Raw genomic sequence first — 26,016 nt, 5'->3', positions numbered from 1 at the left:
AAAAAAATTCAACGCCGGCCTTGACTTAGGTTGGGTGCCCGCGTAAATTTCGCGTCCTCGCAAGGCCAAGGGTGATTAGCTCAGCCGGGAGAGCATCTGCCTTACAAGCAGAGGGTCGGCGGTTCGATCCCGTCATCACCCACCACTTGCCTTGAGAGAAACGGACGCAAGTCCACCGACGCGCAGCGGTAGTTCAGTCGGTTAGAATACCGGCCTGTCACGCCGGGGGTCGCGGGTTCGAGTCCCGTCCGCTGCGCCATATTTTCCATCCCCGACTCAGGTCTGGGATGTGATGGGAAAGCCAGGCTTTACCATCTGACGAAGCACGAGTTCCATGGACGCAAGTCCACCGACACGCAGCGGTAGTTCAGTCGGTTAGAATACCGGCCTGTCACGCCGGGGGTCGCGGGTTCGAGTCCCGTCCGCTGCGCCATATCCACCTGCCTCGAGCAGGTTTCCTGAAAAGCGACCCTAGGGTCGCTTTTCTTGTTTCTGCCCGCCGGTTCCTCGCTGCTTGCCGCCTGACAGGCGGGGGCAGTGCCCTTCACGTGCTGCCTGGCTCACTGCCTCTCGCGGGTTGCGCATCCGGTTATTGCATGGATTACCGAAGCTTGCGCAGCCTTCGGTCTGAATCGCTCATTTAGTTCGAATTCCAACAGGTTCCTGGCTTTACCGCTTCACTAGCGAGTGCTATTTTCGCAAATGAAAATGTCACATAACTGTCACATTCGCATCTGCAGCTAAAACAAGAACTGGAGCCTTTGGATGTTCGCCTTCTTCCGTCCTGCCCCCCATCGGGAACCTCTGCCCGATGACCAGATAGACAGCACCTACCGCCGCCTGCGCTGGCAGATCTTCGCCGGTATCTTCATCGGCTATGCCGGCTACTACCTGCTGCGTAAGAATTTCTCGCTGGCCATGCCCTACCTGATCGAGGAGGAGGGCTATACCCGTGGGCAGCTGGGCCTGGCGATGTCGGCCATCGCCATCTCCTATGGCTTGTCGAAGTTCCTCATGGGGCTGATTTCCGACCGCTCCAACCCCCGCTACTTCCTGCCGTTCGGCCTGATGGTGTCGGCTGGGGTGATGTTCGTTTTCGGTTTCGCGCCCTGGGCAACCTCCAGCGTGACCATCATGTTCATCCTCCTGTTCATCAACGGCTGGGCCCAGGGCATGGGCTGGCCGCCCAGTGGCCGGACCATGGTGCACTGGTGGTCGCAGAAGGAGCGTGGCGGCGTGGTGTCGGTATGGAACGTCGCCCACAACGTGGGCGGTGGCCTGATCGGCCCGCTGTTCCTGCTCGGCATGGGCCTGTTCAACGAGTGGCATGCGGCATTCTACGTCCCTGCTGCGGTGGCGATGCTGATCGCCGTTTTCGCCTTTGCGACCATGCGCGATACGCCACAATCGGTCGGTTTGCCGCCGATCGAGAAGTACAAGAACGACTACCCCGAAGGCTACGACGACAGCCACGAGAAGGAATTCAGCACCAAGGAAATCTTCGTCAAGTACGTGCTGCGCAACAAGATGCTGTGGTTCATCGCCCTGGCCAACGTATTCGTCTACCTGCTGCGCTATGGCGTGCTGGACTGGGCGCCGACCTACCTGAAGGAGGTCAAGCACTTCACCGTCGACAAGAGCTCCTGGGCCTACTTCTTCTACGAGTGGGCGGGCATTCCCGGCACGCTGTTGTGCGGCTGGATGTCGGACAAGGTGTTCCGTGGCAATCGCGGCCTGACCGGCGTGGTGTTCATGGCCCTGGTGACCGTGGCGACCGTGGTGTACTGGCTGAACCCACCGGGTAACCCGATCGTCGACATGGCGGCGCTGGTGGCCATCGGCTTCCTGATCTACGGCCCGGTGATGCTGATCGGCCTGCACGCGCTGGAGTTGGCGCCGAAGAAGGCGGCAGGTACCGCGGCAGGCTTTACCGGTCTGTTCGGCTACCTCGGCGGTTCGGTGGCGGCGAGCGCGGCGATGGGCTACACGGTCGACCACTTCGGCTGGGATGGCGGCTTCGTGCTGCTGGTCGGCGCGTGCCTGCTGGCCATCGTGTTCCTGATCCCGACCTTGTGGCACAAGAAGGCGCCTAGCGAAGAGCGGGCGACCTGATCGCACCGTCCAACGCGTGGCGCCCGCCACGCGTTGGACGGCTCGTGCAGCTGGCGGTCACCCGTGTCCTGCCAGCCTGTTCATGCCGAAGCGCGATGCCCGGCATCCACATCTTCTCCTGCCCTCACCGATGGCGTGCCGCGTGACAAGCGCGTGGCGGCACAGGCTGCCCGCCGTTCAGCAGGCGCCCAGGTGATTGCGATACTGGCTGGGCGGCATGCCGAACCAGCGCATGCTCGCCTTGTGAAAGCTGCTCTGGTCACGAAAACCGAGGGTGGCCGAGATGTACTTGAGGCTGCGCGTGGAGTTGCGCAACAGATTGTGCGCCAGCTTCAGGCGCGACTCTTCCTGCAGCTGGATGAAGCTCACCGCTTCGCGTTCCAGTGCCTTCTGCAGGCCGCGCTTGCTGATCAGCAGGGTACTGGCGGCCGCGCTCAGATCCAGATTGATGCCCAGGGTCAGCTGTTGCGCGAGCAGGCGCCCCACGCGCGCGGCGATCGAACCCTTGACCAGGTCGTCGAGGCGCGATTGTGCGTATTCCTGATGCATGACGTGCAGCGCCGCATTGGCCGTTGGCAGCGCGATGGCACCGTCGCGCGCCTTGAATATCAGGCTGTTGTGCGGCGCCGAGAAGTGCAGGTTGTCGCCGAACAACTGGCGCAGGCGGCCGGTATCGGCCGGCTGTGCATAGGTGAACTCGGCGCCCAGCGGCTGGGGGCGTTGATGAGGCGTGAGCCAGTGGATGACGCCCAGGGTCAGCGCGGCGCCAGCATCGATAAAGGCCCGCGGCGCCGGTATCGGCGACGTGCCGACTTCCAGGCCGATCAGCTTCAGGGTGTCCTGGCGTTGTTCGAGCAGGTAGTGCGAGCCATTGGTGGTCAGCGGGTGGTAGTCGACCATCAGCTTCAGCGCGCAGCCCAGGGTCGGGCTGGACATCAATGGGTAACACTGAGCGCCCAGGGCGCTGGGGTGGGCATGGGCATAGGTGCCGAGGCCGATGTCGGGATTGGCGGTCTGTTCGCTGGCCTGGCTGAACAGGCTGTACACCTGGGCCAAGGTGATCGATGCGCCGCTGCTCAAGGCCTGCAGCAATTGTTGGTCGAGCTGGCTTGGGTCGACCCCTTGCTCGAGAAAGGTCTTCGCCATCACCTGGAAGCAGTTTCTCGTCACTGTGTACATCGCGTGTCCTGGAAAGCCGCTGGCGGTGAGATGAACGGTGAATGCACGTGCGGACAACAACCGGGCGCCTGGGAACACTGGTCATTGCCCTGATGCGCTGGGAACATGGGCGGCCTGGGCGTATCGCCCCGTTAGCCGCGAAGGGCGCTTCAGCGTCACCTCTGACACCTCTCTGCCAAGCCGCACGACCATCAGCCGTCGTTTGCATCGCTGCTGCGCCTCTTGATGGGGGCGTGCAGTCTTTTCAATAGGCTGGCGATGTTAGCGAATAGCAGCGGCAAGCTGCCATAGCAAACGTTTGCGAGGTGGCGATCTAGCTGATCAGTTATGGATGACACACAATGCCCTCGATGTTTGCCGCCCGCCCACTGCCCGACCTCGATGCCATTTGCGCAGCCACCGTTTCGTCCGATGAGGCGCGGGTGCGGTATGTCTACGAGCAGTTGCAGCGCGGCCGGTTTCACCTGGCCTTCCAGCCGGTCAGGGCAGCGGCGGATACCGCACGCACGCTCTACCAGGAGGGGTTGCTGCGCAGCGACGGCGAGCCCCTGGGCTTCAATCCGTTCGCGGTGCTGGAGCGCAGGCATTCGATGCGCCGCCTCGACCGCTGCGTCGTCGAGGCCATCATCAGCCTGCTGGCAAGGCACCCCACGCTGACCCTGGGCTGCAACGTTTCCGCGCAGAGCGCCACCCTCGACTATCACTGGGAGCAGGTGCTGCAGCGCCTCGCCGACAGCGGCATCGCCTCGCGCCTGGTCATCGAGATCACCGAAAGCTCGGCGCCGATCAGCCATGACCAGGCCGTGGAGTTCGTCCACCAGTTGCGCAGCACCGGCTGCCACGTGGCCATCGACGATTTCGGCTCGGGGTTCGGCACCCTGGCCTTCATCCAGCAGGCACAGCCGGACATCATCAAGATCGATCAGGGCTATGTGCAGCGTGCCCGGCGCTCCTCCCTGCATGCCAAGACCCTCAGGCACCTGGTAGGGCTGTGCAACACCCTGGCCGCCCATGTGGTGGTCGAGGGTATCGAGACCGCGGATGACCTGGCGATCAGTCGCGAATGCGAGGCCCAGTGGGTGCAGGGGTTTCTGTTCGCCCGCGCGCAGAAGCTGCTCGACGGGCTCGACAGGCCCTGTGTGCTGCAGGCCGATTGACCAGGCCAATGGGCGGCGACAGCCGCGTGTAACCGCTACCCCATTCCCGAAAGGGCAACCGATAACGAAAGGGCAGGATTGATGTCGCTCAGAACTATGAAAATCGGCTTGCGTGCCGGCCTTTGCTTCGCCGCCTTGGCGACCTTGCTGGTGCTGCTGGGCGTCATCACGCTGTCGCAGATGCAGCGCATGGACAACATGAGCGATGCCATCGAGGCCAAGTGGTTTCCATCCACCCTGGCATTGAACGACCTGGGCGTTTCGGCCATGCGGGTCAGGGCGCTGACCTTGCGCTTCTATGCGCTCGACACCGAGCAGGCGAGGCGTGCCGCCCTGCCGGGGCTGGACGCGGCCAAGGCGGATCTGGGCAGTGCGCAGAACCGTTACACGGCGCTGGTTGACTCCGACGCCGAGCGGATCCTGCTCCAGGAGCTGCTCGGCATCAAGGATCGCTACCTGCAGCACCAGGGCGAAGTGGTCGAGTTGATGCTGCGCGGTGAGCGCAACGGCGCCGGGCGGATTCTGACCGGGGTGATGGCCGAGGAAGGTGATCTGCTGGTCAGGAAGCTGAGGGAGCTGACCGAGTTCAACCGCCAGGGCGCCATGCAGGCCTTTGGCGAGAGCGACGCGGTGTACGAGCACAGCACCAGCATCGTCGTGCTGGTGGTGATCATCGCGACGGTGATGACCATCCTGCTGGCGATCTACCTGACGCGCAGCATCGTCAAGCCGCTCGGCAGGGCCGTCGAGGTGGCGCAGACCATCGCCGCCGGTGACCTCACTCGGGACGTCGACGATCACGGCCGTGACGAGCCTGCCCAGCTGCTTCAGGCGCTGGCAGCCATGCAGCGCAGCCTGCGCGACACCTTGCAGCGCATCGGCGAGTCTTCCAACCAGCTGGCCTCGTCGTCGGAAGAGCTGCATGCGGTGACCGAGGATGCGACCCGCGGCCTGCACCTGCAGAACGAGGAAATCGAACAGGCGGCCACGGCGGTGAACCAGATGACCGCCACGGTGGAGGAGGTGGCGCAGAATGCCGTCAGTACCTCCGAGGCGTCGCGCCAGTCGGACCAGACCGCACGCCTCGGGCAGGACCAGGTGCGCCAGACCGTCGATTCGATTCACCTGCTGGCCCGGGACGTCAGCGATACCTCCGGCGAGATCGGCAAGCTGGCCGGCAACGTCCGCGAGATCAGCCAGGTGGTCACGGTGATTCGCTCGATTGCCGAACAGACCAACCTGCTGGCCCTGAACGCTGCCATCGAGGCGGCCAGGGCAGGGGAGCAGGGACGTGGTTTCGCCGTGGTGGCCGACGAGGTGCGCGCCCTGGCGCACCGCACCCAGCAATCGACCCGGGAAATCGAGCAGATGATCGAGGGCATCCAGCGCGGTACCGAACAGGCCGTCACGGCCATGCACAACAGCAGTTCACGTGCCGGTGCCACCCTGACCCTGGCCCAGTCGGCGGGGGATGCCCTGGAGGCGATCGTGCAGGCCATCGCCGCGATCACCGAGCGCAACCTGGTGATCGCCAGCGCTGCGGAGCAGCAGGCCCAGGTGGCCCGCGAGGTCGATCGCAACCTGGTGAACATTCGCGACCTGTCGCAGCAGACCTCGGCCGGCGCCAACCAGACCCGCGCGGCGAGCCAGGAGCTTTCGTGCCTGGCGGTCAGCCTCAATGGCCTGGTTACCGCCTTCCGGGTCTGACCGACGTCACCGGGTACCGACACCCAGTTGCGCCTGGCGCATCAGGCTGCGGCGAAATGCCGGATCATCCAGGTAGGCCACGTTGAGGCGCGTCCAGGGCACCGGTGTCTGCCGGTTGACGGCGAAGATCGAGCCCGGCGCGAGCATCACCCCCTGGGTCAGGCAATGGCGGGTCAGGGCGGTGGCGTCATCGATGCCGGGAAAGCGCGCCCACAGGTAGAGGCTCTGCTGCGGCCGGCAGAACACCTCGGCACCCAGCTCGTCGAGCACCGCGAGGCCACGTTGCGTGGCGGCGCCCAGGCGATCCTGCAGGCGCGACAGGTGCCGCAGGAAATGCCCCTCGCCAAGGATCACCTCGATGGTGCGCTCGCTGTATTCGGCGCCGCTGTTGTGCAGCAGCATCTTCAGGTCGGCCAGTTCCTCGATGCGCTGTTTGCTGCCGGCGATGAAGCCGACGCGCAAGGCGGCGGAAATCGATTTGGAAAAACTGCCCAGGTACAGGGTGCGCTCGCACTGGTCCAGTGCCGTCAGCTTGGTGGCCGAGCTGGGTTTGAAGTCGGCCATGGCGTCGTTCTCCACCAGCAGCAGGTCATGCGCTTGGGCAAGCTGCAGCAGGCGGTGGGCCTTGGCGGGGGAGATGTCCGAGCCGGTGGGGTTGTGGCCCACCGACTGGAGGAAGAACAGCTTGGGCCTTGCTCTTTTCAACACCTGCTCCAGGGCATCCAGATCCGGCCCGTCGGCCTCCCGCGGTATGCCGAGCATGCGCGCGCCCTGCAGCTGCAATTTGCCGAACAGCGGGTAATAGCCCGGATCTTCGACCAGCACCGCGTCGCCGGGAATGACGTAGCGGCGGATGATCAGGTCCATGCCGTGGTTGGCGCCCAGGGTGGTGACCAGTTGCCGCGGCGAGACGGCGATGCGGTAGTCCGCCAGCTTTTGCGCCAGGCGCTGGCGCAGGCCGGGGTTGCCCAGCCGCGTGCCGTAGCGAAACAGGGTGGTCACGCCACCGCGCACCACCTGGCGATGAAACTTGTCCAGGCGCATGTCCATCAGCCATTCCACCGGCGGAAAACCCTCGCCGAGGTGCGAATGGCCGGGGTCGCGAACGAACTGCTGGCGCATCATCCAGATGGTGTCCAGCGCCCGGGTATAGGGCTGTGCTTCGTCATCCTCGACGCTGGCGCTGACGGTCCTGCAGACGAAGAACCCCTTGCCGTGGCGGGCCTCCACCAGCCCCTGGGAGGCCAGGTGTTCGTAGGCGGTGATCACGGTGTTCTTGGAGTGCCCGTGCAGGCGCATGTACTCGCGCAGCGAGGGCAGTTTGCTGCCTGCCTGCAGGGCGCCATCGGCGATCTGCCTGGCGATGGCATCGGCGACTTTCTGGGCAAGGGTGGGTCTGGGCATGGCGCAAATCCCTGGGTACAGGAATGAAGTGTCCGGGCAAACTGTACCTTCTTTCAGGGATACAGTGCGGCTAACGTTCGTCTCAACCAAGAACAAACGACTCCCCGAGGAGCGCCCATGTCGATCGATTCCCGCCTGCCCGATTTCCGTAACCTGTCCCCCTCGCAACGTCTCGACCACGTGCAGCAACTGCTCGGCCTGTCCGCCGCGGACACCGCGCTTCTGCGTGACGCCGGTGCGCTGCCGCTGGAGATCGCCGACGGCATGATCGAGAACGTGATCGGCACGTTCGAGCTGCCCTACGCCCTGGCCAGCAACTTCCGCATCAACGGCCGGGAGATGCTCATCCCGCTGGTGGTGGAGGAGCCCTCGGTGGTGGCTGCGGCTTCGTTCATGGCCAAGCTGACCCGCCCCGCAGGTGGCTTCCAGACTTCCAGCAGTGCGCCGCTGATGCGTGCCCAGGTGCAGATCATCGGTGTCAGCGATCCCTACAACGCGCGCCTCAGCCTGCTGCGCAACAAGGACGAGATCATCACCCTGGCCAACAGCAAGGACCAGTTGCTGAACAGCCTGGGCGGCGGTTGCCGTGATATCGAGGTGCATACCTTTATCGACAGCCCGCGGGGGCCGATGCTGGTCGCGCACCTGATCGTCGACGTGCGCGACGCCATGGGCGCCAACACCGTGAACACCATGGCCGAGGCCGTGGCGCCGCTGATGGAGCAGCTCACCGGCGGCAAGGTGCGCCTGCGCATCCTCTCCAACCTCGCCGATCTGCGCCTGGCCCGTGCCCAGTTGCGGATCGCCCCGGAACATCTGGATACCGCCGAGTACAAGGGCACCGAGGTCATCGAAGGGGTGATCGATGCCTATACCTTCGCGGCCATCGATCCGTACCGCGCCGCGACCCACAACAAGGGCATCATGAACGGCATCGACCCTCTGGTAGTGGCCACCGGCAACGATTGGCGGGCCGTGGAGGCGGGCGCCCATGCCTATGCCTGCCGCCATGGCCATTACGGCTCCCTGACCACCTGGGAGAAGGATCGCCAGGGCCACCTGGTGGGCACCCTCGAGATGCCCATGCCCCTCGGCCTGGTCGGTGGCGCCACCAAGACCCATCCACTGGCCCAGCTGTCGTTGCGCATTCTCGGTGTGAAGAGCGCCCAGGAGCTGGGCGAGATCGCCGTCGCCGTCGGCCTGGCGCAGAACCTCGGGGCCTTGCGCGCCCTGGCCACCGAAGGTATCCAGCGCGGCCACATGGCCCTGCATGCACGCAATATCGCGCTGTCGGCCGGTGCCCGTGGCGATGAGCTGGACTGGCTGGTCAAGCGCATGGTCGAGACCCGCGACGTGCGCGCCGACCGCGCCGAGGCGTTGTTGCGCGAAAAGCGCGGGCAATGAGCATGCCTGCGGTCAGGCTGGTGGAGGTCGGTGCCCGCGACGGCCTGCAGAACGAAGCCCTGACCCTGCCGGTCGAGGTGCGCGTGGCGCTGATCGAGCGGCTGGTCGCGGCTGGGCTGCGGACCCTCGAGGCCGGTGCGTTCGTATCGCCACGCTGGGTGCCGCAGATGGCCGACTCCGGCGAGGTGCTACGCCGCCTCGGGCAACGCCCCGGGGTGACCTATACGGCGCTGGTGCCCAATCTGCAGGGGCTCGACGCTGCGCTGCAGGCCGGGTGCCGGGAGGTGGCGGTTTTCGCCGCGGCCTCCGAGACGTTTTCGCAGAAGAACATCAATTGCTCCATCGCCGAAAGCCTGCAGCGTTTCCAGCCGGTATTGGCCAAGGCGCTGGCGCAGGGCGTGGCGGTACGCGGTTATGTCTCCTGTGTGCTCGGTTGCCCGTTTACGGGCGAGGTGCCGGTGGCCGATGTGCTGCGGGTCGTGCGCGAGCTGCACGCCATGGGCTGCTATGAGATCAGCCTGGGCGACACCATCGGCCGAGGCACGCCAGGCAAGGCCAGAGCGCTGATCCAGGCCTGCGCCAGCGAGGTGCCGATCACGGCACTGGCCGGGCATTTCCACGACACTTACGGCATGGCGGTGGCCAATTTCCAGGCCGCTCTGGAGGCTGGTGTGCGGGTGTTCGACAGCTCGGTTTCCGGCCTCGGTGGCTGCCCCTATTCGCCCGGCGCCACCGGCAATGTGGCCACCGAGGAACTGGTCTATCTGCTCGAGGGCCAGGGCCTGGCAACCGGCGTGGACCTGCCGGCACTGCTCGAGGCCGGGGCTTTCATCGACGCGGCGCTGGGCAAACCCTCGGCCTCGAGGGTGGCCAACGCCATGCATGGAAGGGCGCCTTGAGGCACAGAACAACAACCCGGAACGGCTACGGGCAGCCGCGACAGCCTCAGGTCGCACTGCCCGGAGCACTCCGTCGATTCACTGTCCCAGCGTACTTCGGCTTTTCCATGGCAGCGCCTCTGCGCCCCGACGACGTACGACACAGGAGAACCCATGAATTCGCTGACCGATGCATTGGCGAGCTTCGCCAGAACCACCGGGCCCCTGAAGGGTGTGACCATCCTCGACCTGACCCGCGTCGTCGCCGGCCCTTACTGCGCCATGCTGCTGGCCGACATGGGGGCCACGGTGATCAAGATCGAGAACCCCGCCGATCCCGACCTAACCCGCGAATTTCCGCCCCTCAGCCGCAGCAGCAGCGAGCCGGTAAGTGGTTTCTTCGCCCAGTTCAACCGCAACAAGATGGCGGTCTGCCTGGACCTGAAAAAGGCCGAGGGCAAGGCCACCTTCCTGGACATGGTGCGCAAGGCCGATATCGTCATCGAGAACTTCCGGCCCGGCACCATGGCCAGGCTGGGGTTGGGCTACGAGGTGCTCAGGGAGGTCAACCCGGCCATCGTGTGCACTGCCATCAGTGGCTTCGGCCAGTACGGCCCGAACTCGCTGCGGCCTGCCTTTGACAGCAGCGCTCAGGCCAGCGGCGGCCTGTGGTCGATGAACGGCACGGTGGAGGAGCCGATGCGCGTGGGCACGGTGCTGGGCGATCTGTCCGCCGCGCTGTATGCGGCCATCGGTACCCTCGGTGCGTTGCGTGAAGCGGAACGCAGCGGCCAGGGCCAGCTGGTCGACGTGTCGCAGCAGGACTCGATCGTCTCGCTCACCGAGAACGCCCTGGTGACCTACACCGAAACCGGCAAGGTCACGGTGCCCGAGGGCAATGGCCATCCGTTCGTGCGCCCCTACGGGCGCTACGCCTGCAAGGATGGCTACGTGTTCTTCGGTGCCTACACCGACAAGTTCTGGCGCGAGGCCTGCCTGACCTTCGGCGACGAGGCGATGGCCAGCGACCCCGAGGTCGACAGCATGGCCAAGCGCTTCGAGACCGACGTCTACCTGCGCAAGGTCAAGCCTGCCGTGGAGCGCTGGCTCGGCGCCCATACCAAGGCCGAGCTGGAGGCCATGACCGGTGACCGTTTCCCGCTGTCGCCGATCAAGAGCATCGATGAAGTGGTGGCCGACCCCCATCTGCGCGAACGCGACATGGTGGTGCCCGTCGACTGCCAGGGGGCGCGCTTCGAGGTGTTCGGCAACCCGATCAAACTCTCCGGCGGTACTCTGGAGCGCGGCGCCAGCGCCCCCTCGGTCGGCCAGCACAACGCCGCCATCTATCGCCAGTGGCTGGGCCTGGACGAAGCCGAATACGCCGAGCTGGTTCGCCTGGGGGTGATCTGATGGTCGATCTGATCAGCGCTGCGGCGCGGCGCAGTATCGGCACCTCGCTGCCGCCGTCGCGCTTCGAGGTGAACCGCAACGACATCAGGAAATACGCGGTGGCCACCGGGCAGCGTCAGCGTCGTTATCTCGATGGCGACGAGGCGCCGCTGCTGTTCCTGTTCAGCGCGATGATGCCGGTGCTGCCCCTGGAGCAGCTGCTGGAGGACGGACACAAGCCCGACGACCCGCTGATCCCCGAGTTGCCGCTCAAGCGCATCATGGCCGGCGGCAGCGATTACCAGGTGCACCGCAGGATCTTTGCCGACGACGTGCTGCTGTGTCGGCAGACCCTGCTGGATATCTACCAGAAACAGGGCGCCGAGGGGCCGCTGATCTTTCTGGTGTTCGAGAACCGTTTTGAAACCGAAGCGGGCGAGCCGGTCGTGACCGAACGCCTGACCCGGATCGCGAGGTGAGCATGGCCAGGCAGACGATCAGGGCGGGCCAGCGGTTGCCCGAGCGCGAATACCGGCCCGGTACCGTGCAGCTGTTCCTGTACAACGCGGCCATCTGGAACGCCCACCGTATCCACTATGACCTGCCCTATGCCCAGCAGAATGAGGGGCATCCGGCGCTACTCGTGGACGGCCCGTTGCAGGGCGATTGGCTGACCCAGCTGGTCTACGACTGGATGGAAGAGGGCGACGAGTTGCTGAGCTTCCAGTACAGCAACCGGCGCGCCGGTTATATCGGCGATGTGCTGACCGCCGCCGGTGAAGTCGTTGCGGTAGAGGCCGGACGCGTGACCCTGGCGCTGCGCCTGAGCAACCAGGCGGGCCAGGTGATCACCCAGGGAGGCGCCAGCCTGCGCCTTGCCGGCGCGGCCTGAACAACAGCGACGCGGGCGCCATGGCCGGCACCTGGCGTGCACACGAACCCGACCTTGCGGTCGCCAACCAGCTGCTTCCTCAATAACAACAAGAGCCCGAAAGGGCGGGGGACACCATGAGCCAAGAGCTTGCCAGACCGGCTGCGACACCGCCCAGCGCGGACGCGGCCCGCAACACCGACAACCTCTACGAAGTATGGGGCGACACCGTCGATGCCCGGCATCTGGTACTGGCGATCATCGTCAGCGCCATCGTCAGCCTGGGTGCCTACGGGCTGGCGCTGTGGATACTCGACGGCCTGGTCGAGTCGGCGCAGATGGCCAAGGCCTATGCCATGCTGTTCGGCATTCTCGGTTGCCTGGGCGGTGGCGCGATCAGCGCCATGCTGTTCAAGCCCAAGCGTGACGTGGTCGAGCACGTGGCGGACCCGGCCTTTCGCGAGCAGGTGGTGGCTGACCTGCTCAAGGAATACGGCAGCCTTGGCCGTCTCGAGGAGACCTCGCCCGAGGTGCTCGCCGAACTCCACGAGCTCGGCCTCTACGAGCTGTTCCGGGATGCCCAGGCCCGGGAAGAACAGACCCGCGAGCAGCGTGCCGAGGCCGACGTGGATACGCGCGATTCCCTGGCGCTGAGCGGAGGGCGTTCGTGATGGAAGGCCTGCTCTACGAAATCCTCATGGCCCTGGCCCTAGGCCTGTTCGGCGCGGTGCTGTTCTCGGCCATCGGCCTGGTATCGGGCACCGACGAAACCACCACCCTGGCGCCCCTGACCATGCTCGTGGTGCTGCTCGGCGCGCCGCCGGCCGGCATTCTCACCTTCTTCCTGGCCGGTGCGGTGGCCAAGCACATGACCCACGCGGTACCCACGGCGTTGCTGGGCATTCCCGGTGATACCTCGGCGACCGCGCTGATCGGCGATGCCAACCACCTGCGCCGCCTCGGCGTGCCCCACGTGGCGCTGCGCAAGATGATTTCCGGTGGCGCCGTGGCGGCCGTCATCGCGGTACCGCTGGCGGTGCTGTTCGCCGTGCTGCTGGCGCCGTTCGGCGACGTCATCAAGCAGTTCGCCCCCTGGGTGTTCCTCTGCGCCGCCTTTACCATCGCCTACTTCTCGGCGGGGCGCTGGGCCTCGGTGCTGGCCTTGCTGCCGTTCGTGCTGGTGATCGTCGCCCTGCAGACGCTGACGGCCCAGTACGGCGTCAAGCTGGCGGTCAGCTATTTCCTCGGCATCGCCGTGGCGCCACTGATCACCTCGCTGTTCTCGATGCTGGCACCCGCCGAGCGCGAACGCATGCGTCGCGACCAGTACCGGGTGTTCTCCCTGGCGCCGGACATGAAGGGCTGGCGCGGTTATTTTCCCAACCCGCTGCGGGTGATCAACAAGCGCCAGACGCGCATGACCGCCATGGCGGCGAGCGTGACCAGTGCCACCTTCGTGTTCAGCCCGGTGGCCATGACGGTGATCATGGGCGAGCTGATCGGTGCGCGCGTCAAGCAGGCCTACGAGCGGCTGACCACGGTGATCACCGCCCGTAACGGGGTCACCGAGTCGACCTACATCGCCGAGGCGCTGATCCCGCTGATCGCCTTCGGCCTGCCGCTCAGCCCGGTGGCTGCCGGGCCGGCCGCGCCGCTGTTCAACGCACCGCCACGCTTCAGCGTGGACACCGCCACCGGTGAGGTCAACAACCTGCATAACCTGCTCAACAACTGGGAGTTCTTCGGCTACGGCATGATGGCGGTGCTGGTGGCCATCGTGATCGCCTACCCCTTCACCATGAATTTCGCCCACCAGGCGGCTTCCTTCGTGTCCCGCAGGATCAGCCACGAAGCGGTGATCGCCACCTTCATCGGCCTGGTGCTGGTGGTGGGGATCTGGGAGGGTGGCCTGCTCGGGCTGCTGGTGATCGTCACCATCGGTCTGCTCGGCGGCCTTCTGGGGCGCTTCCTGGGCTTCAACATCGGCGTGCAGTTCATGGGCTACTACACGGCGGTGCTCAGCGTTCCCGCGTTGATCGCCTTGTTGAACTGAACGAGGAGGGGCGTGCGGCTTTCGCCTGCCCGCCCCTGTTCATCATTGCGCCTTATGCAGCGGGTGATGGTCGGTCTGCTTGGGCTTGGTGCGCAGCAGCGACAGCACCCAGACGAAGAAGATCGGCACGAAGATCACCCCCAGCAGGGTCGCGCTGAACATGCCGCCGAGCACCCCGGTGCCGATGGCGCGCTGGCTGGCGGCGCCGGCGCCGCTGGCGATCACCAGCGGCACCACGCCGAGCATGAAGGCCATGGAGGTCATGATGATCGGCCGGAAGCGCAGGCGTGCGGCCTCGATGGCAGCATCGCGCAACGAGTAGCCGTCTTCCCACAGGTCCTTGGCGAACTCGACGATGAGGATGGCGTTCTTCGCCGCCAGGCCGATCACGGTGATCAGGCCGACCTTGAAGTACACGTCGTTGGGCAGGCCGATGGCCGTCACCGCGAGCACCGCCCCAAGGGCGCCGACCGGCACGATGAGCATCACCGCCAGGGGGATCGCCCAGCTCTCGTAGAGGGCCACCAGGAGCAGAAACACCACCACGATGGCCAGGGCGAAGAGCATCGCCGCCTGGCCGCTGGCGACCTTCTCCTGGTAGGAGAGGCCGGTCCATTCGTAGCCGATGCCCTCCGGCAGCCCGGCGGCGATGCGCTCCAGTTCGGCCATCGCCTCGCCGGTGCTGACCCCGGGTGCGGCGTCGCCGGAAATGCGGATCGAGGGGTAGCCGTTGTAGCGCGCCACCTGCACCGGGCCCTGTTCCCACTGGGTGGTCACGAAGGCGCTCAGCGGCACCAGGCTGCCGCTGTCGTTGGGCACGTGCAGCCTGAGCACGCTGTCCGGCGTCATCCGTGCGCCCTGTTCGGCCTGCACGACCACGCGCTGCTGGCGCCCGGCGTTGGCGAAGTCGTTGATCACCGAGGAGCCGAAGGCGGTGGACAGCGCATTGCTGATCGACTCGAAGCTGACGCCCTGGGCGCGTGCCTGCTCGCGGTCGATGACCAGGCGCAGCTGCGGCGCTTCGGCCAGGCCTTCCATCATGCCGTAGAGGAACAGCGGGTTGCCGTTGACCTTGCCGAGTACCTCGTCACGGGCGGCCAGCAGCGCCTCGCGGCCAAGGCCGCCGCGGTCCTGCAGGCGCAGGGAGAAGCCGCCCGAGTTGCCCAGGCCATCGATCGGTGGCGGTGGCACGGCCATCATGGCGCCGTCGTCGAGGTTGGCGAAGCGGCCGTTGACCGCGGTCGTCTCGGCCTCGACCGATTGCTCCGAATCACGTTCGGACCAGTCCTTGAGCAGCGGGAAGGCGATCGCAGCGTTCTCGCCCATGCCCGAGAAGCTGAAGCCCAGCACCAGGAAGGAGGTCGCCACGGCCTCGCGGGAGGCGAGGAACTCCTCCAGCTCCTTGCCGGCGGCCGAGGTGCGCTCGCGCGTCGCGCCGGGTGGTAGCTGGATATCGACGATCATGTAGCCCTGGTCTTCGACCGGCACGAAGGATTCCGGCAGGCGCAGGTAGAAGAAGCCCATCAGCACCACGATGCCCAGGTAGATGAACATGAAGCGCCCGGCGCGCGGTACCAGCTTGCTGTTGAGGTTGGTGTAGCGCCCGGTCAGCCCGGTGAATTTGCGGTTGAACCAGCCGAAGAAACCGGTTTTCTCGTGATGCCCCTGGGGGATCGGCTTGAGAATGGTGGCGCACAGCGCCGGTGTGAAGGTCAGCGCCAGGAAGCCGGAGAACAGGATCGACACCGCCAGCGACAGGGAGAACTGCTGGTAGATAACGCCCACCGAACCGGCCATGAACGCCAGGGGCAGGAACACCGCCGACAGCACCAGGGTGATACCGAGGATCGCCCCGGACACCTGGCCCATCGCCTTGATGGTCGCCGGCACCGGCTCCAGGCCTTCTTCGGCCATGATCCGCTCGACGTTCTCGACCACCACGATGGCGTCGTCGACCAGGATGCCGATGGCCAGCACCATGCCGAACATGGTCATCATGTTCACCGAGAAGCCCAGCAGGTACATGAAGGTCAGGGTGCCGAGCAGGCACACCGGCACCACGATGGACGGGATCAGGGTGTAGCGCACGTTCTGCAGGAACAGGAACATCACCAGGAACACCAGCACCATGGCCTCGACCAGGGTCATGATGACCTTGTCGATGGCCACGTCGACGAATCGCGAGGTGTCGTAGGGCACCGAGAACTGCACGTTGTCCGGGAAGTTGGCGGACAGTTCGGTAAGGCGCTGCTTGACCGCCTCGGCGGTCTGGATGGCGTTGGCGCCCGGGGCCAGCTGCACGGCGGCGGCCACGGCGGGCTTGCCGTCCTGGCGCGAGCCGAAGTTGTAGTCCTGGCTGCCGACCTCGATACGCGCCACGTCGCCCAGGGTCAGGCGCGAGCCGTCCTGGTTGGCGCGCAGCACGATGGCGGCGAATTCCTCGGGGTTGTCCAGGGTGCCCTTGACCGCCAGGGTCGCGGTCAGCTCCTGCTCGGCGCTGCCCGGCGTGCTGCCGAAGGCGCCAGCCGGCACCTGCACGTTCTGGGCGCGGATGGCGTTGTTGACGTCGTCGATCGACAGGCCGTAACCGACCAGCTTCTGCGGGTCGATCCACACGCGCATCGCCGCTTCGGAGGCGAAGAACTGCAGCTTGCCGACACCCGGCACCCGGCGGATCTCGTTGTTGATGTTGCGCGCCGCGTAGTCGGCCAGGGCGGTGGTGTCGTCGTTGGCGCTGCCATCCTTGTAGGTCAGCGAATAGATCAGCAGAAAGCCCGCGGTGGCCTGTTCGGTCTGGATACCCAGGGTCAGCACGGCCTGGGGCATGCGCGCTTCGGCACGCTTGAGGCGGTTCTGCACGTCGACCTGGGCCAGCTCCGGGTCGGTGCCCGGCTGGAAGGTCACGGTGATCTCGGCGATACCGTTGGCGTTGCTGGTGGACTCGAAGTACAGCAGGTTCTTGGCGCCGTTGAGCTCTTCCTCGATCACGCTGGTGACCGAGTCGGTCAGCACCTGGGCCGACGCGCCTGGGTAGGTGGCGGTGACGGTGATCTGTGGTGGTGCCACGTTGGGGTACTGCGCCACCGGCAGGAAGGGGATGGCCAGCAGACCGCCCATGGTGATGAACAGCGCGACCACCCAGGCGAAGTTCGGGCGCCGGATAAAAAACAAGGACATGTCGATGCTCCGGCTTATTGCGCCTGGGAAGGGGTGGCGGTCTGGGCGTCAGCGCCGGGGCGGCGTGGCACCACCTTGGCGCCGGGGCGGATGGCCGACAGCGAACTGGTGATCACCTGGTCACCGGCCTTCAGGCCGTCGGTGATCTGCCAGCGGCCGCCCTGCATGGCGCCGGTGGTGACCGGCCGTGCTTCCACGGTATCGTCGGCGCCGAGCAGCATCACGCTGGCCTGGCCGTCGGCGGCGCGCTGCACGGCGCGCTGCGGCACCAGGATGGCGTCCTGGTCGAGCCCCTGGGGCGTGCTCACGCGCACGTACATACCCGGCAGCAACACGCCCTGGGGGTTGTCGAAGCGTCCGCGCAGGGCGATCTGCCCGGTGCTGCGATCCACCGAAATGTCGGTGAACAGCAGCGTGCCCTGGCTCTGGATATCGGTGCCGTCGACGCGCAGCGACAGGGTCTTGTCGCCATCGCCGGAGACCTTGCCGTCGGCGATGGCGGCGCGCAGGCGCAGGGCATCGGCAGCCGGCTGGCTGAAGTCGGCATACACCGGGTCGAGTTGCTGGATACGGGCGAGCAGGGTGGCCTCGCCCTGGCCGACCAGCGCGCCCTCGGTGACCTGGGCACGGCCGATGCGCCCGGCGATGGGCGCGCGCACCTGGGCGTAACCCAGGTCGAGCTTGGCGGTTTCCACGTTGGCCTGGGCCGAGCGCTTGTCGGCCTGGGCGCTGCGCAGGGTGGCGCGGGCCACGTCGAAGTCCTGCTGGCTGACCGCGTTGATCTTCACCAGCGGCTCGTAACGCTTGACCGTGGCCTGGGCCTGGAACAGCTGCGCATCGGCGCGGGCCAGTTCGCCCTCGGCGCGCGACAGCGCGGCCTTGAACGGTGCGGGGTCGATCTGGAACAGCAGGTCACCGGCCTTGACGTCGGCGCCTTCCTCGAAGGTGCGCTTGAGCACGATACCGGCGACCCGGGCACGAACCTCGGCGACGCGTACGGGTTCGATACGCCCCGGCAATTCGGCCACCACGGTGAAGGGCTCGGTCTTGATGGTGAGGACATCCACCTCGCGAGGCGGCGCTTCGCCCCAGCCCTGTTCGCCTTTGTCACAGCCGGTCAGGCCGATGACGATTGCAAGGGTGATAGCCGATACGACGTGACGGGTGCCAATCCTGCTCATGTTTCACCTGGGGCGATGCCCAATCCAGTTAGTCCTTGAAAGGCGCGAATGGTCGTTTATAGGTGCATGTGAGTCAATATTGTCTCATTTGCATTTTTTGTGTCTAAAATTGGCGGTCCTTTTGAACGCCTAGGATTTTCCTGCACAATGGCGCGGCCGTGCCGCTGAGCTCCGAGAAGAATGTAGTGATGCCAAGACCTGTCGCTGAAGAAAAACTGCTCAAAGCCCTGGCCGTGGCCATGGTCGAGCACCCGCGCGGCACCTTCAAGGAGATCGCCCAGGCGGCTGGTGTGAGCAAGGCGACCCTGAATCGCTACTGCGGCACCCGCGACAACCTGATCGAAATGCTCTTCGATTATGGCTGCGAAGTGATGAACCAGGTCATCGCCGAGGCCGACCTGCAGCATGCGCCGGTGCCCGAAGCCTTGCAACGCCTGGTGGACGGGCATCTGGTGCACCGCGACCTGCTGGTTTTCCTGATGTTCCAGTGGCGCCCGGACTCCCTGCACGAGTGCGGCGAGGAGGCGCGCTGGCTGCCGTACACCAATGCGCTGGATCAGTACTTCCTGCGCGGTCAGCAGGAGGGCGTGTTTCGCATCGACATCGGCGCGCCGGTGCTGACCGAGCTGTTCGCTTCGCTGCTGTTCGGCCTGGTCGACGGCGAGCGCCGCGGGCGGGTGGCGCGGGCCAGCATGGGCCCGTCGCTGCAGACGTTCTTCATGCAGGGGGCGGCAACCTGAGGGCCCTGGTCACGGCCGGCAGATGTCTGACGAGCGCGCCGGGCCGGAGGGCTGGTAGTATGCGGCTCATGTCGTGGCCCTGAGCCGGATTACGCAGAGGGACGCTGCGCCTCGCGGAGAAACCAAGCATGAATGTACAAGTGATCGAGCGTGACGGTGAACCGGAGTACGCGGTCGTGCCGTGGGCCGATTATCAGGCGCTGCTCCAGGCTGCCGGCCAGGGCGCCGTGACAGCGGCGAGTCAGCCGGCTGTCGATGCCCCGAAAGCGCTGACCGAGTTGAGCGCATTGCGCGAGGCCAAGGGCCTGAGCCGCGATGAGCTGGCGCGGGCCGTGGGGATCAGCCCCCATTACCTGGGCATGATCGAAAGCGGTGAGCGCCAGCCCGATGCGGCCATCCTGCGTGCACTGGCCTGGGTACTCGGCATCTCGGGTTGGCAGGCATGAGCGTGCGCATCAGCCGGGCACACTGGGAGGCGCTGCTCGCGGCCCTCGACGATGCCCGGCGCCAGCGCCATCTGCTGACCTATCGCGCGCTGATCGAGCGCCTGTCGCTGCCGGCCCCCGCCATGCAGACCCTCACCGCCGCGCTGGAACACCTGGCCGCACTGGATGCGCGCAGCGACCGCCCGTTGCGCAGCGCCCTGGTGATCAGCCAGGGCGCCAGCCGCCTGCCGCGCACCGGTTTCTTCGAGTGCGTGTCACGCCTGGGCCGCTTCGACGGCGCACCCGATGGGGTCGCGGCGGCATCCTGGCACGCCTCGGAAGTGGCCCGGGTATTCGAGTTCGATTATCCCGCCGAGGCCTGAGCGGTGCGCTCCTGCAAGGTATGGGTGTCGATCACGTGCAGGCTGTAACCCGGTATCGCCTTGGCCTGGCGCTTGGCTTCGGAGGCCAGGCCGGCCAGCTCGCTGGCGTCCAGCTGCGGGCAATGCTGTGGGTGCAGGTGGACCACGCCGAGCGACAATGACAGCAGCGGAAACTCCTCGCGCTGGCCCTGGCGGTTGTGGCTGATGAAGCAGCCAGCGTCCAGGTGCTCGTCCAGGTAGAAGCGCCGGCACTGCGCTTGGAAATCCTCCAGCAGCTGATTGAGCCGCGTGCGCCAGTCCCGTGAGCCGAACACCAGCAGGAAATCATCACCGCCGATATGACCGACGAAGTCCCGGCTGGGGTCGATGCGCTCGTTCAGGCAGTGGGCCAGGCACAGCAGCACTTCATCGCCCTTGGCATAGCCGTACAGGTCATTGAAGGGTTTGAAGCTGTCGACGTCGACATAGCAGATCGCCGCTTCGCGGTTCTGCTGCAGCAGGCGCGCCAGGCACTGCTGGATCGGCACGTTGCCCGGCAGCAGGGTCAGCGGGTTGGCATAGCGGGCCTGCTGGATCTTCAGCTCGGTGATCAGCTTGAGTACGTCGATCACCCGGCCCAGCCCCTGGTAGCAGCCCTCGACGGTGATCACGAAATCCTCTTCCATGCGCTGGCGGGCGCGGCTGGTCAGCAGGCGGCTGACCTGTTGCAGCGACTGGGTGATCTCCACCGCCAGGAAATCGTTGCTCATCAGCCGGCTGATCGGCTTGCGCGCGTACAGCTCGGTGGCGAAGGGCTTGAGCAGCACGTCCGACAGCGAATGGCGGTGCACGATGCCCACCGGGCGCTGCTCTTCGTCGAGCACCGCCAGGGAATTGAGGTTGGCCTGGGCGCGAAACGCTTCCAACACATCGGCGGTGGGGGTGGAAACGCAGACCGCCAATTGTTCGTTGAGCAGGGCGGTGAGGTCGGTGCCTTCCTCGCCCAGCGGCGTAGGCGCCTGGCCGACGGCAGGCAGCATCTTGCGGGCGTCGGTGGGTGGCGTCTCCTGGGGGCGGCAGAGCAGGTAGCCCTGGAGCAGGTCGACGCCCATCTCACAGAGCACGGCGAGTTCTTCCTCGAGCTCGATGCCTTCGGCGATCACCTTGGAGCGCGAGGCCTTGGCCATCTGCAGGATGGAGCCGACGAACTCGCGTTTCACCGCATCACGGTGGATGCCGTCGATGAAGTGCCGGTCGATCTTCACGTAGTCGGGGCGCAGTTCCGACCACAGGCGCAGGCTGGAATAGCCGGCACCCAGGTCATCCAGGGCGATGGAGAAGCCCATGTCGCGGTAATGGTGCAGGGCGGTGTCGAGCAGGTAGAAATCGTCGGTGGGCGATTGCTCGGTCAGTTCGATGACCACCCGGCTGGGGGCGATACCGTAGGCCTGCAGCAATTGCAGGGTGCGGCCTGGCTGGTGGTTGGCGTCGAGCAGCGAATCCGGCGAGACGTTGAGAAACAGCAAGCCATCGAGTTGCTGCTCGCTGAACCGGCGACAGGCGCTCTTGCGGCAGGCCAGCTCCAGCTCGCTGAGCAGGCCGGTCTGGCGGGCCGCGGCGAACAGGGTCAGCGGCGAATGCAGGGGGCTGTTGGACGGGCCGCGGGTCAGCGCCTCGTAGCCGAGGATGCGCCGTTCGGCGACCGACACGATGGGCTGGAACAGGCTATGCAGATCACCGTGGGCGAGGATCTGGCCCAGCGAGCTCAACTGTTCGGTGACGGTCATGGCGAATCTCTATGCGAATCGGATGGCGGGGATGGCTATTGGCCATATTCGACTACAGAACGATGACCGATTGATGAATGGGTTGGGGCGTCAGAATCAAATGGATGGTTTTTCTGGCACTGCCGGCAATCGCCCAGGCAATAAAAAAAGGGCGTCGTAGTCGCGACGCCCTTTGGGTTACCGCTGGCCTGTGATCACTGCTTGGCCAGGCGGGTGTTGAGCTTGAGGTAATCGATGAGGATGTGGCCGGTTTCCGTCAGGTAGGCGTCGTCTTCCGGCTTGGTCTTCTTGTCTTCCTCGGCCTGGGCCAGCACGTCGTCCTCGTCTTCCTTCTTCAGCTCCTTGAGCGGTTCTTCGCCCTTGGCGCTGCGGCGGGCGTTCTCGATCGCCAGTTGGCGCTTCTCGATGTCGGCCTGCTGGGCGCGGCGCTTGGCTTCGTTGAGGCTGACGGTCTTTTCGGCCATCAGCTCGCGGGACAGGGCCAGGCGTTCGCGGGCGAAGTTGAAGTCCGGGTTGTCCGCGGTGCGGGCGTCGTAGCGGTTCTTCAGTTCGGTGAGGAACGGCTTGATCGGATCCAGCTCCGGCTTGATCGCCGGGCGGATGCTGTCCCAGGGCATGGCCTCGGGCAGCGCGCTTTCACCAATTTCCTTGTTGTCCATCACGTCCGGGTAGGCAATGTCCGGCACCACACCGCGGTGCTGGGTGCTCTGCCCGGAAACCCGGTAGAACTTGGCCAGGGTCAGCTTGAGTTCGCCATGGTTCAGCGGCTGGATGGTCTGCACGGTGCCCTTGCCGAAGGTCTGGCCACCGAGGATCAGTGCGCGGTGGTAGTCCTGCATGGCGCCGGCGAAAATTTCCGACGCGGAGGCGGACAGGCGATTGACCAGCACGGCCATCGGGCCTTTGTAGAAGGCGCCATCCTGCTCGTCGGCGAGCACGTCGACACGGCCATCGCTGTTGCGCACCAGCACGGTCGGGCCCTTGTCGATGAACAGGCCGGTCAGTTCGGTGGCTTCCTGCAGGGAACCGCCGCCGTTGTTGCGCAGGTCGATGACGATACCGTCGACCTTCTCGGCCTGCAGTTCGGTGATCAGCTTCTTGACGTCGCGGGTGGTGCTCTTGTAATCCGGGTCGCCGGCACGGAAGGCCTTGAAGTCCAGGTAGAACGCCGGGATTTCGATCACCCCCAGCTTGTAGGCACGGCCGCCCTGATCGAGCTTGAGGATGGATTTCTTGGCCGCCTGCTCTTCGAGCTTCACCGCCTCGCGGGTGATGCTGACCACCCTGCTGGTCATGTCGTTCGGCGCATTGCTGGCCGGGATCACTTCCAGGCGTACGCGCGAGCCTTTCGGGCCGCGGATCAGCTTGACCACTTCATCGAGACGCCAGCCGATCACGTCGACGATTTCGTCGTCGCCCTGGCCGACCCCGACGATCTTGTCGGCAGGGGAGATCTGCTTGCTCTTCTCGGCCGGGCCGGCGGGTACCAGGCGCACCACCTTGACGTGCTCGTTGTCGCTCTGCAACACGGCGCCGATGCCCTCGAGGGACAGGCTCATGTTGATGTCGAAGTTTTCCGCGCTGTCCGGTGACAGGTAGTTGGTGTGCGGATCGTAGGTCATGGCGAAGGCGTTGATGTAGGCCTGGAACACGTCCTCGCTGCGGGTCTGCTGCAGGCGCGCCTGCTGCGCCTTGTAACGCTTGGTGAGCAGTTCCTGGATCGCCTTGGGTTCCTTGCCGGCCAGCTTCAGGCGCAGCACTTCGTCCTTCAGGCGTTTGCGCCACAGGTCGTCGAGTTCGGCGACGTCCTTGGCCCAGGGGGCGTTTTCGCGGTCCACCAGGAGGCTCTCGTCAACCGTGAAGTCGATCTTGTCGACGCCCTTGGCCAGCAGCCCCTGCACGTAGTTCAGGCGCTCCTGCTGGCGTTCGAGATGGCGCTTGTAGATATGGAAGCCGGGTTCCAGGTCGCCCTTCTTCAGGAGGTCGTCGAACTTGTCCTTCCAGCGGTCGAATTCGGCGATGTCGGCGGCGGTGAAGTAGCTGCGCGCCGGGTCGAGCATTTTCAGGTAACCCTGATAGATCTTTTCCGAGCGGGCGTCGTCCAACGGAGGCTTGCTGTAGTGATGGCGCTGCAGCAATTCGACCACGTTGAGGCTGGCGATCACCTGATCACGATCGGGCTGCAGGTACTCCCACGAGTCGGCCTGGGTGGTTTTGGCCGCAAGGGGCAAGGCGCCCAGCCCGAGAACGAGGGCCAGGGTAGCGCTGATAAAGGATCGCTTCATGCTGATTCGACGTGGGGACAGTTGATAACGCATATTAGGCCGTCTTTGAGGGCGCCAGGTTCCATCGGCGCAATGCAAAGGCCCGTCGCTGAGCGACGGGCCAGGTTCAAATGCACTATGGAGGCACCGTGAAAGCATTGCAAGGCGTTGAAGGGCAGGTGGAATGGGTCGATCGTCCCACACCTGCCTGTGATGTAGGGGAAGTACGCATTCGTGTGGCGGCAGCGGGCCTGAACCGCGCCGACCTGTTGCAGCGGGCCGGCAATTACCCGCCACCACCGGGTGCCAGCGACACGCTGGGCCTGGAGTGCGCGGGCATCGTCAGTGAAGTGGGGCCGGGTTGTGACGACTGGCAGGTGGGCGATCGCGTCTGTGCCTTGCTGGCCGGCGGCGGGGTGGCCGAACAGGTGGTGGTCGATGCCCGCCACGTGCTGCCGGTGCCGGAAGGCCTGTCGCTGCACGAGGCCGCGGGGCTGCCCGAGGTGTACGCCACCGCCTGGCTAAACCTGTTCCAGCTGGCCGGTCTGAAGCCTGGCGAGAAGGTGCTGCTGCATGCCGGCGCCAGTGGCGTCGGCTCGGCGGCCATCCAGCTGTGCAAGGCCTTCGGCAGCAGCTGCTGGGTGACCGTCGGCTCCCAGGAACGCCTCGCGTACTGCCAGAGCCTGGGCGCCAGCGGCGGCGCGATCCGCGGCGAGGACGGCCTGCAGGTGGCGGATGATTTCGGCCCGTTCGAGGTCATCCTCGACCCGGTTGGCGCCAGCTACGCCGCGCTCAATCTCAAGCTGCTGGCGCGCGATGGCCGTTGGGTGAACATCGGCCTGATGGGCGGGCGCAAGGCCGAGATCGACATGGCCCAGGTGCTCGGCAAGCGCATCCAGCTGATCGGCTCGACGCTGCGCAACCGCGACGATCTGTTCAAGGCCGAACTGCTGCGTGACCTGCGCCAGCACGTGTGGCCGCTGTTCAGCGAGGGGCGACTCAAGCCGCAACTGGCCCGCACCTTCCCGATTGCCGAGGCCCACGAAGCCTACGCGACCCTGGAAGGCAACCAGGTCAACGGCAAGCTGGTGCTGGTCATCGACGACAGCCTGAGTTGAGGTCCGCCGGCGAGCGTCCAGGGTGGTGGGCGCTCGCGGTCATCCGCAGTAGCTCGGCGGCAAGGCGCGGCGATCAGACGGCGCGGGTCACGCCGCCATCCACCCGGATGTTCTGGGCGGTGATGTAGGCGGCTCCCGCGGAAGCCAGAAAGGCGATGGTCGCCGCGACTTCCTCGCTGCTGCCATAGCGTTGCAACGGCACGCTGGTCCGGCGCGCTTCGGTGGCCGGCAAGCTGTCTATCCAGCCCGGCAGTACGTTGTTCATGCGGATATTGTCGCCTGCATAGGTGTCGGCGAAGATCTTCGTGAACGACGCCAGGCCGGCGCGAAACACCGCCGAGGTCGGGAACAGCTCACTGGGTTCGAACGTCCAGGCGCTGGATATGTTGATGATCACCCCGGCCTTCTGCTTCTGCATGAGCGGTGTGACCAGGCGGGTCGGGCGGATCACGTTGAGCAGATAGGTGTCCAGGCCGCGGTGCCAGTCTTCGTCGCTGATATCCAGAATCGGTGCCCGTGGACCGTGGCCGGCGCTGTTGACCAGCACGTCGATGCGCCCCCAGCGCGCCAGCGTGCCGTCGACCAGCTTTTCCAGATCCTCGCCGCATTGATTGCTGCCCGTCACCCCGAAGCCGCCCAGCTCTGCAGCCAGCGCCTCGCCCTTGCCCGACGACGAGAGGATGGCGACCCTGAAGCCATCGGCCGCGAGTCGTCGGGCGGCTGCGGCGCCCATGCCGCTGCCGGCAGCCGTGATGATTGCTACTTTTTCTACAGGCATCGTATTGTCTCCACAGATGCAGATGAA

Annotated in this window: 21 protein-coding genes and 3 tRNA genes; 17 read left to right on the top strand and 7 right to left on the bottom strand. The window is 65.6% G+C overall.

From position 1 onward, the window contains the following. Positions 1–69 precede the first annotated feature (69 nt). The 4 genes from K8U54_RS02510 to glpT all read left to right on the top strand — a co-directional run bounded on the left by K8U54_RS02510 (position 70) and on the right by glpT (position 2,112). Positions 70–145, top strand: a tRNA-Val gene (locus tag K8U54_RS02510). Positions 146–182: 37 nt separating this feature from the next. Then, positions 183–259, top strand: a tRNA-Asp gene (locus tag K8U54_RS02505). Positions 260–356: 97 nt separating this feature from the next. Beyond that, positions 357–433: transfer RNA gene (locus tag K8U54_RS02500), tRNA-Asp, on the top strand. 332 nt (positions 434–765) lie between these two features. Continuing rightward, positions 766–2,112: a glycerol-3-phosphate transporter gene (gene glpT / locus K8U54_RS02495; RefSeq protein WP_249908728.1), complete on the top strand. Its 1,347-nt coding sequence runs from the start codon at positions 766–768 to the stop codon at positions 2,110–2,112. Positions 2,113–2,289: 177 nt separating this feature from the next. Here glpT and K8U54_RS02490 read toward each other — a convergent pair whose 3' ends face one another. After that, positions 2,290–3,291, bottom strand: coding sequence for an AraC family transcriptional regulator (locus K8U54_RS02490; RefSeq protein WP_249908727.1), 1,002 nt, complete (start codon positions 3,289–3,291; stop codon positions 2,290–2,292). Between the two features lie 350 nt (positions 3,292–3,641). On the opposite strand from K8U54_RS02490, the gene K8U54_RS02485 reads away from it, so the two are divergent. Next, positions 3,642–4,448: an EAL domain-containing protein gene (locus tag K8U54_RS02485; protein WP_434060008.1), complete on the top strand. Its 807-nt coding sequence runs from the start codon at positions 3,642–3,644 to the stop codon at positions 4,446–4,448. Positions 4,449–4,529: 81 nt separating this feature from the next. Further along, on the top strand, positions 4,530–6,155 hold the full coding sequence (locus K8U54_RS02480) for a methyl-accepting chemotaxis protein (protein ID WP_249908725.1): 1,626 nt from the start codon (positions 4,530–4,532) through the stop codon (positions 6,153–6,155). A gap of 6 nt (positions 6,156–6,161) precedes the next feature. On the opposite strand, the gene K8U54_RS02475 is transcribed toward K8U54_RS02480, so the two are convergent. Then, on the bottom strand, positions 6,162–7,559 hold the full coding sequence (locus K8U54_RS02475; RefSeq protein WP_249908724.1) for a PLP-dependent aminotransferase family protein: 1,398 nt from the start codon (positions 7,557–7,559) through the stop codon (positions 6,162–6,164). Between the two features lie 117 nt (positions 7,560–7,676). On the opposite strand from K8U54_RS02475, the gene K8U54_RS02470 reads away from it, so the two are divergent. The 7 genes from K8U54_RS02470 to K8U54_RS02440 all read left to right on the top strand — a co-directional run bounded on the left by K8U54_RS02470 (position 7,677) and on the right by K8U54_RS02440 (position 14,157). Beyond that, positions 7,677–8,963: a hydroxymethylglutaryl-CoA reductase, degradative gene (locus K8U54_RS02470; protein ID WP_249908723.1), complete on the top strand. Its 1,287-nt coding sequence runs from the start codon at positions 7,677–7,679 to the stop codon at positions 8,961–8,963. Further along, complete coding sequence (locus tag K8U54_RS02465; RefSeq protein WP_249908722.1) at positions 8,960–9,862, top strand: hydroxymethylglutaryl-CoA lyase; 903 nt, start codon at positions 8,960–8,962, stop codon at positions 9,860–9,862. Before K8U54_RS02470 ends, K8U54_RS02465 begins: the two co-directional genes overlap by 4 nt. Positions 9,863–10,015: 153 nt before the next feature. Beyond that, on the top strand, positions 10,016–11,254 hold the full coding sequence (locus K8U54_RS02460; protein ID WP_249908721.1) for a CaiB/BaiF CoA transferase family protein: 1,239 nt from the start codon (positions 10,016–10,018) through the stop codon (positions 11,252–11,254). Continuing rightward, positions 11,254–11,712: an FAS1-like dehydratase domain-containing protein gene (locus K8U54_RS02455; protein ID WP_249908720.1), complete on the top strand. Its 459-nt coding sequence runs from the start codon at positions 11,254–11,256 to the stop codon at positions 11,710–11,712. The genes K8U54_RS02460 and K8U54_RS02455 overlap by 1 nt, the downstream gene beginning before the upstream one ends. Positions 11,713–11,714: 2 nt before the next feature. Further along, the gene (locus K8U54_RS02450) at positions 11,715–12,125 is read left to right on the top strand and encodes a hypothetical protein (RefSeq protein ID WP_249908719.1); all 411 of its coding nucleotides are present in this window, start codon (positions 11,715–11,717) and stop codon (positions 12,123–12,125) included. 116 nt (positions 12,126–12,241) lie between these two features. Continuing rightward, entirely contained in the window at positions 12,242–12,775 is a 534-nt protein-coding gene (locus tag K8U54_RS02445; protein WP_249908718.1) for a hypothetical protein, read from the top strand. After that, complete coding sequence (locus K8U54_RS02440) at positions 12,775–14,157, top strand: tripartite tricarboxylate transporter permease (protein WP_249910379.1); 1,383 nt, start codon at positions 12,775–12,777, stop codon at positions 14,155–14,157. Before K8U54_RS02445 ends, K8U54_RS02440 begins: the two co-directional genes overlap by 1 nt. A 42-nt stretch (positions 14,158–14,199) precedes the next feature. On the opposite strand, the gene K8U54_RS02435 is transcribed toward K8U54_RS02440, so the two are convergent. Both K8U54_RS02435 and K8U54_RS02430 read right to left on the bottom strand, forming a co-directional pair. Next, entirely contained in the window at positions 14,200–17,334 is a 3,135-nt protein-coding gene (locus K8U54_RS02435) for an efflux RND transporter permease subunit (RefSeq protein ID WP_249908717.1), read from the bottom strand. Positions 17,335–17,348: 14 nt separating this feature from the next. Next, the gene (locus K8U54_RS02430; protein WP_249908716.1) at positions 17,349–18,515 is read right to left on the bottom strand and encodes an efflux RND transporter periplasmic adaptor subunit; all 1,167 of its coding nucleotides are present in this window, start codon (positions 18,513–18,515) and stop codon (positions 17,349–17,351) included. 188 nt (positions 18,516–18,703) lie between these two features. Between K8U54_RS02430 and K8U54_RS02425 the strand changes: the two genes are divergently transcribed. The 3 genes from K8U54_RS02425 to K8U54_RS02415 all read left to right on the top strand — a co-directional run bounded on the left by K8U54_RS02425 (position 18,704) and on the right by K8U54_RS02415 (position 20,063). Then, positions 18,704–19,255 carry a TetR/AcrR family transcriptional regulator gene (locus tag K8U54_RS02425; protein ID WP_249908715.1) on the top strand — a complete coding sequence of 184 codons (552 nt, stop codon included), beginning with the start codon at positions 18,704–18,706 and terminating at the stop codon, positions 19,253–19,255. Positions 19,256–19,383: 128 nt separating this feature from the next. Then, the gene (locus K8U54_RS02420; RefSeq protein ID WP_249908714.1) at positions 19,384–19,701 is read left to right on the top strand and encodes a helix-turn-helix domain-containing protein; all 318 of its coding nucleotides are present in this window, start codon (positions 19,384–19,386) and stop codon (positions 19,699–19,701) included. Beyond that, complete coding sequence (locus tag K8U54_RS02415; RefSeq protein ID WP_070886769.1) at positions 19,698–20,063, top strand: hypothetical protein; 366 nt, start codon at positions 19,698–19,700, stop codon at positions 20,061–20,063. Before K8U54_RS02420 ends, K8U54_RS02415 begins: the two co-directional genes overlap by 4 nt. Here the strand turns inward: K8U54_RS02415 and K8U54_RS02410 are convergent. Both K8U54_RS02410 and K8U54_RS02405 read right to left on the bottom strand, forming a co-directional pair. Then, entirely contained in the window at positions 20,045–21,829 is a 1,785-nt protein-coding gene (locus tag K8U54_RS02410; RefSeq protein ID WP_249908713.1) for a bifunctional diguanylate cyclase/phosphodiesterase, read from the bottom strand. The genes K8U54_RS02415 and K8U54_RS02410 overlap by 19 nt on opposite strands. 194 nt (positions 21,830–22,023) lie before the next feature. Next, on the bottom strand, positions 22,024–24,147 hold the full coding sequence (locus K8U54_RS02405; RefSeq protein ID WP_249908712.1) for a carboxy terminal-processing peptidase: 2,124 nt from the start codon (positions 24,145–24,147) through the stop codon (positions 22,024–22,026). 95 nt (positions 24,148–24,242) lie between these two features. On the opposite strand from K8U54_RS02405, the gene K8U54_RS02400 reads away from it, so the two are divergent. Next, the gene (locus tag K8U54_RS02400) at positions 24,243–25,211 is read left to right on the top strand and encodes an NAD(P)H-quinone oxidoreductase (RefSeq protein WP_249908711.1); all 969 of its coding nucleotides are present in this window, start codon (positions 24,243–24,245) and stop codon (positions 25,209–25,211) included. Between the two features lie 73 nt (positions 25,212–25,284). On the opposite strand, the gene K8U54_RS02395 is transcribed toward K8U54_RS02400, so the two are convergent. Next, positions 25,285–25,989, bottom strand: coding sequence for an SDR family oxidoreductase (locus tag K8U54_RS02395; protein ID WP_249908710.1), 705 nt, complete (start codon positions 25,987–25,989; stop codon positions 25,285–25,287). Positions 25,990–26,016: the final 27 nt, after the last annotated feature.

The organism is Pseudomonas fulva (genome assembly GCF_023517795.1).
Lineage (GTDB): Bacteria > Pseudomonadota > Gammaproteobacteria > Pseudomonadales > Pseudomonadaceae > Aquipseudomonas > Aquipseudomonas fulva_D.
This window is presented reverse-complemented; position numbering and strand designations above follow the sequence as displayed.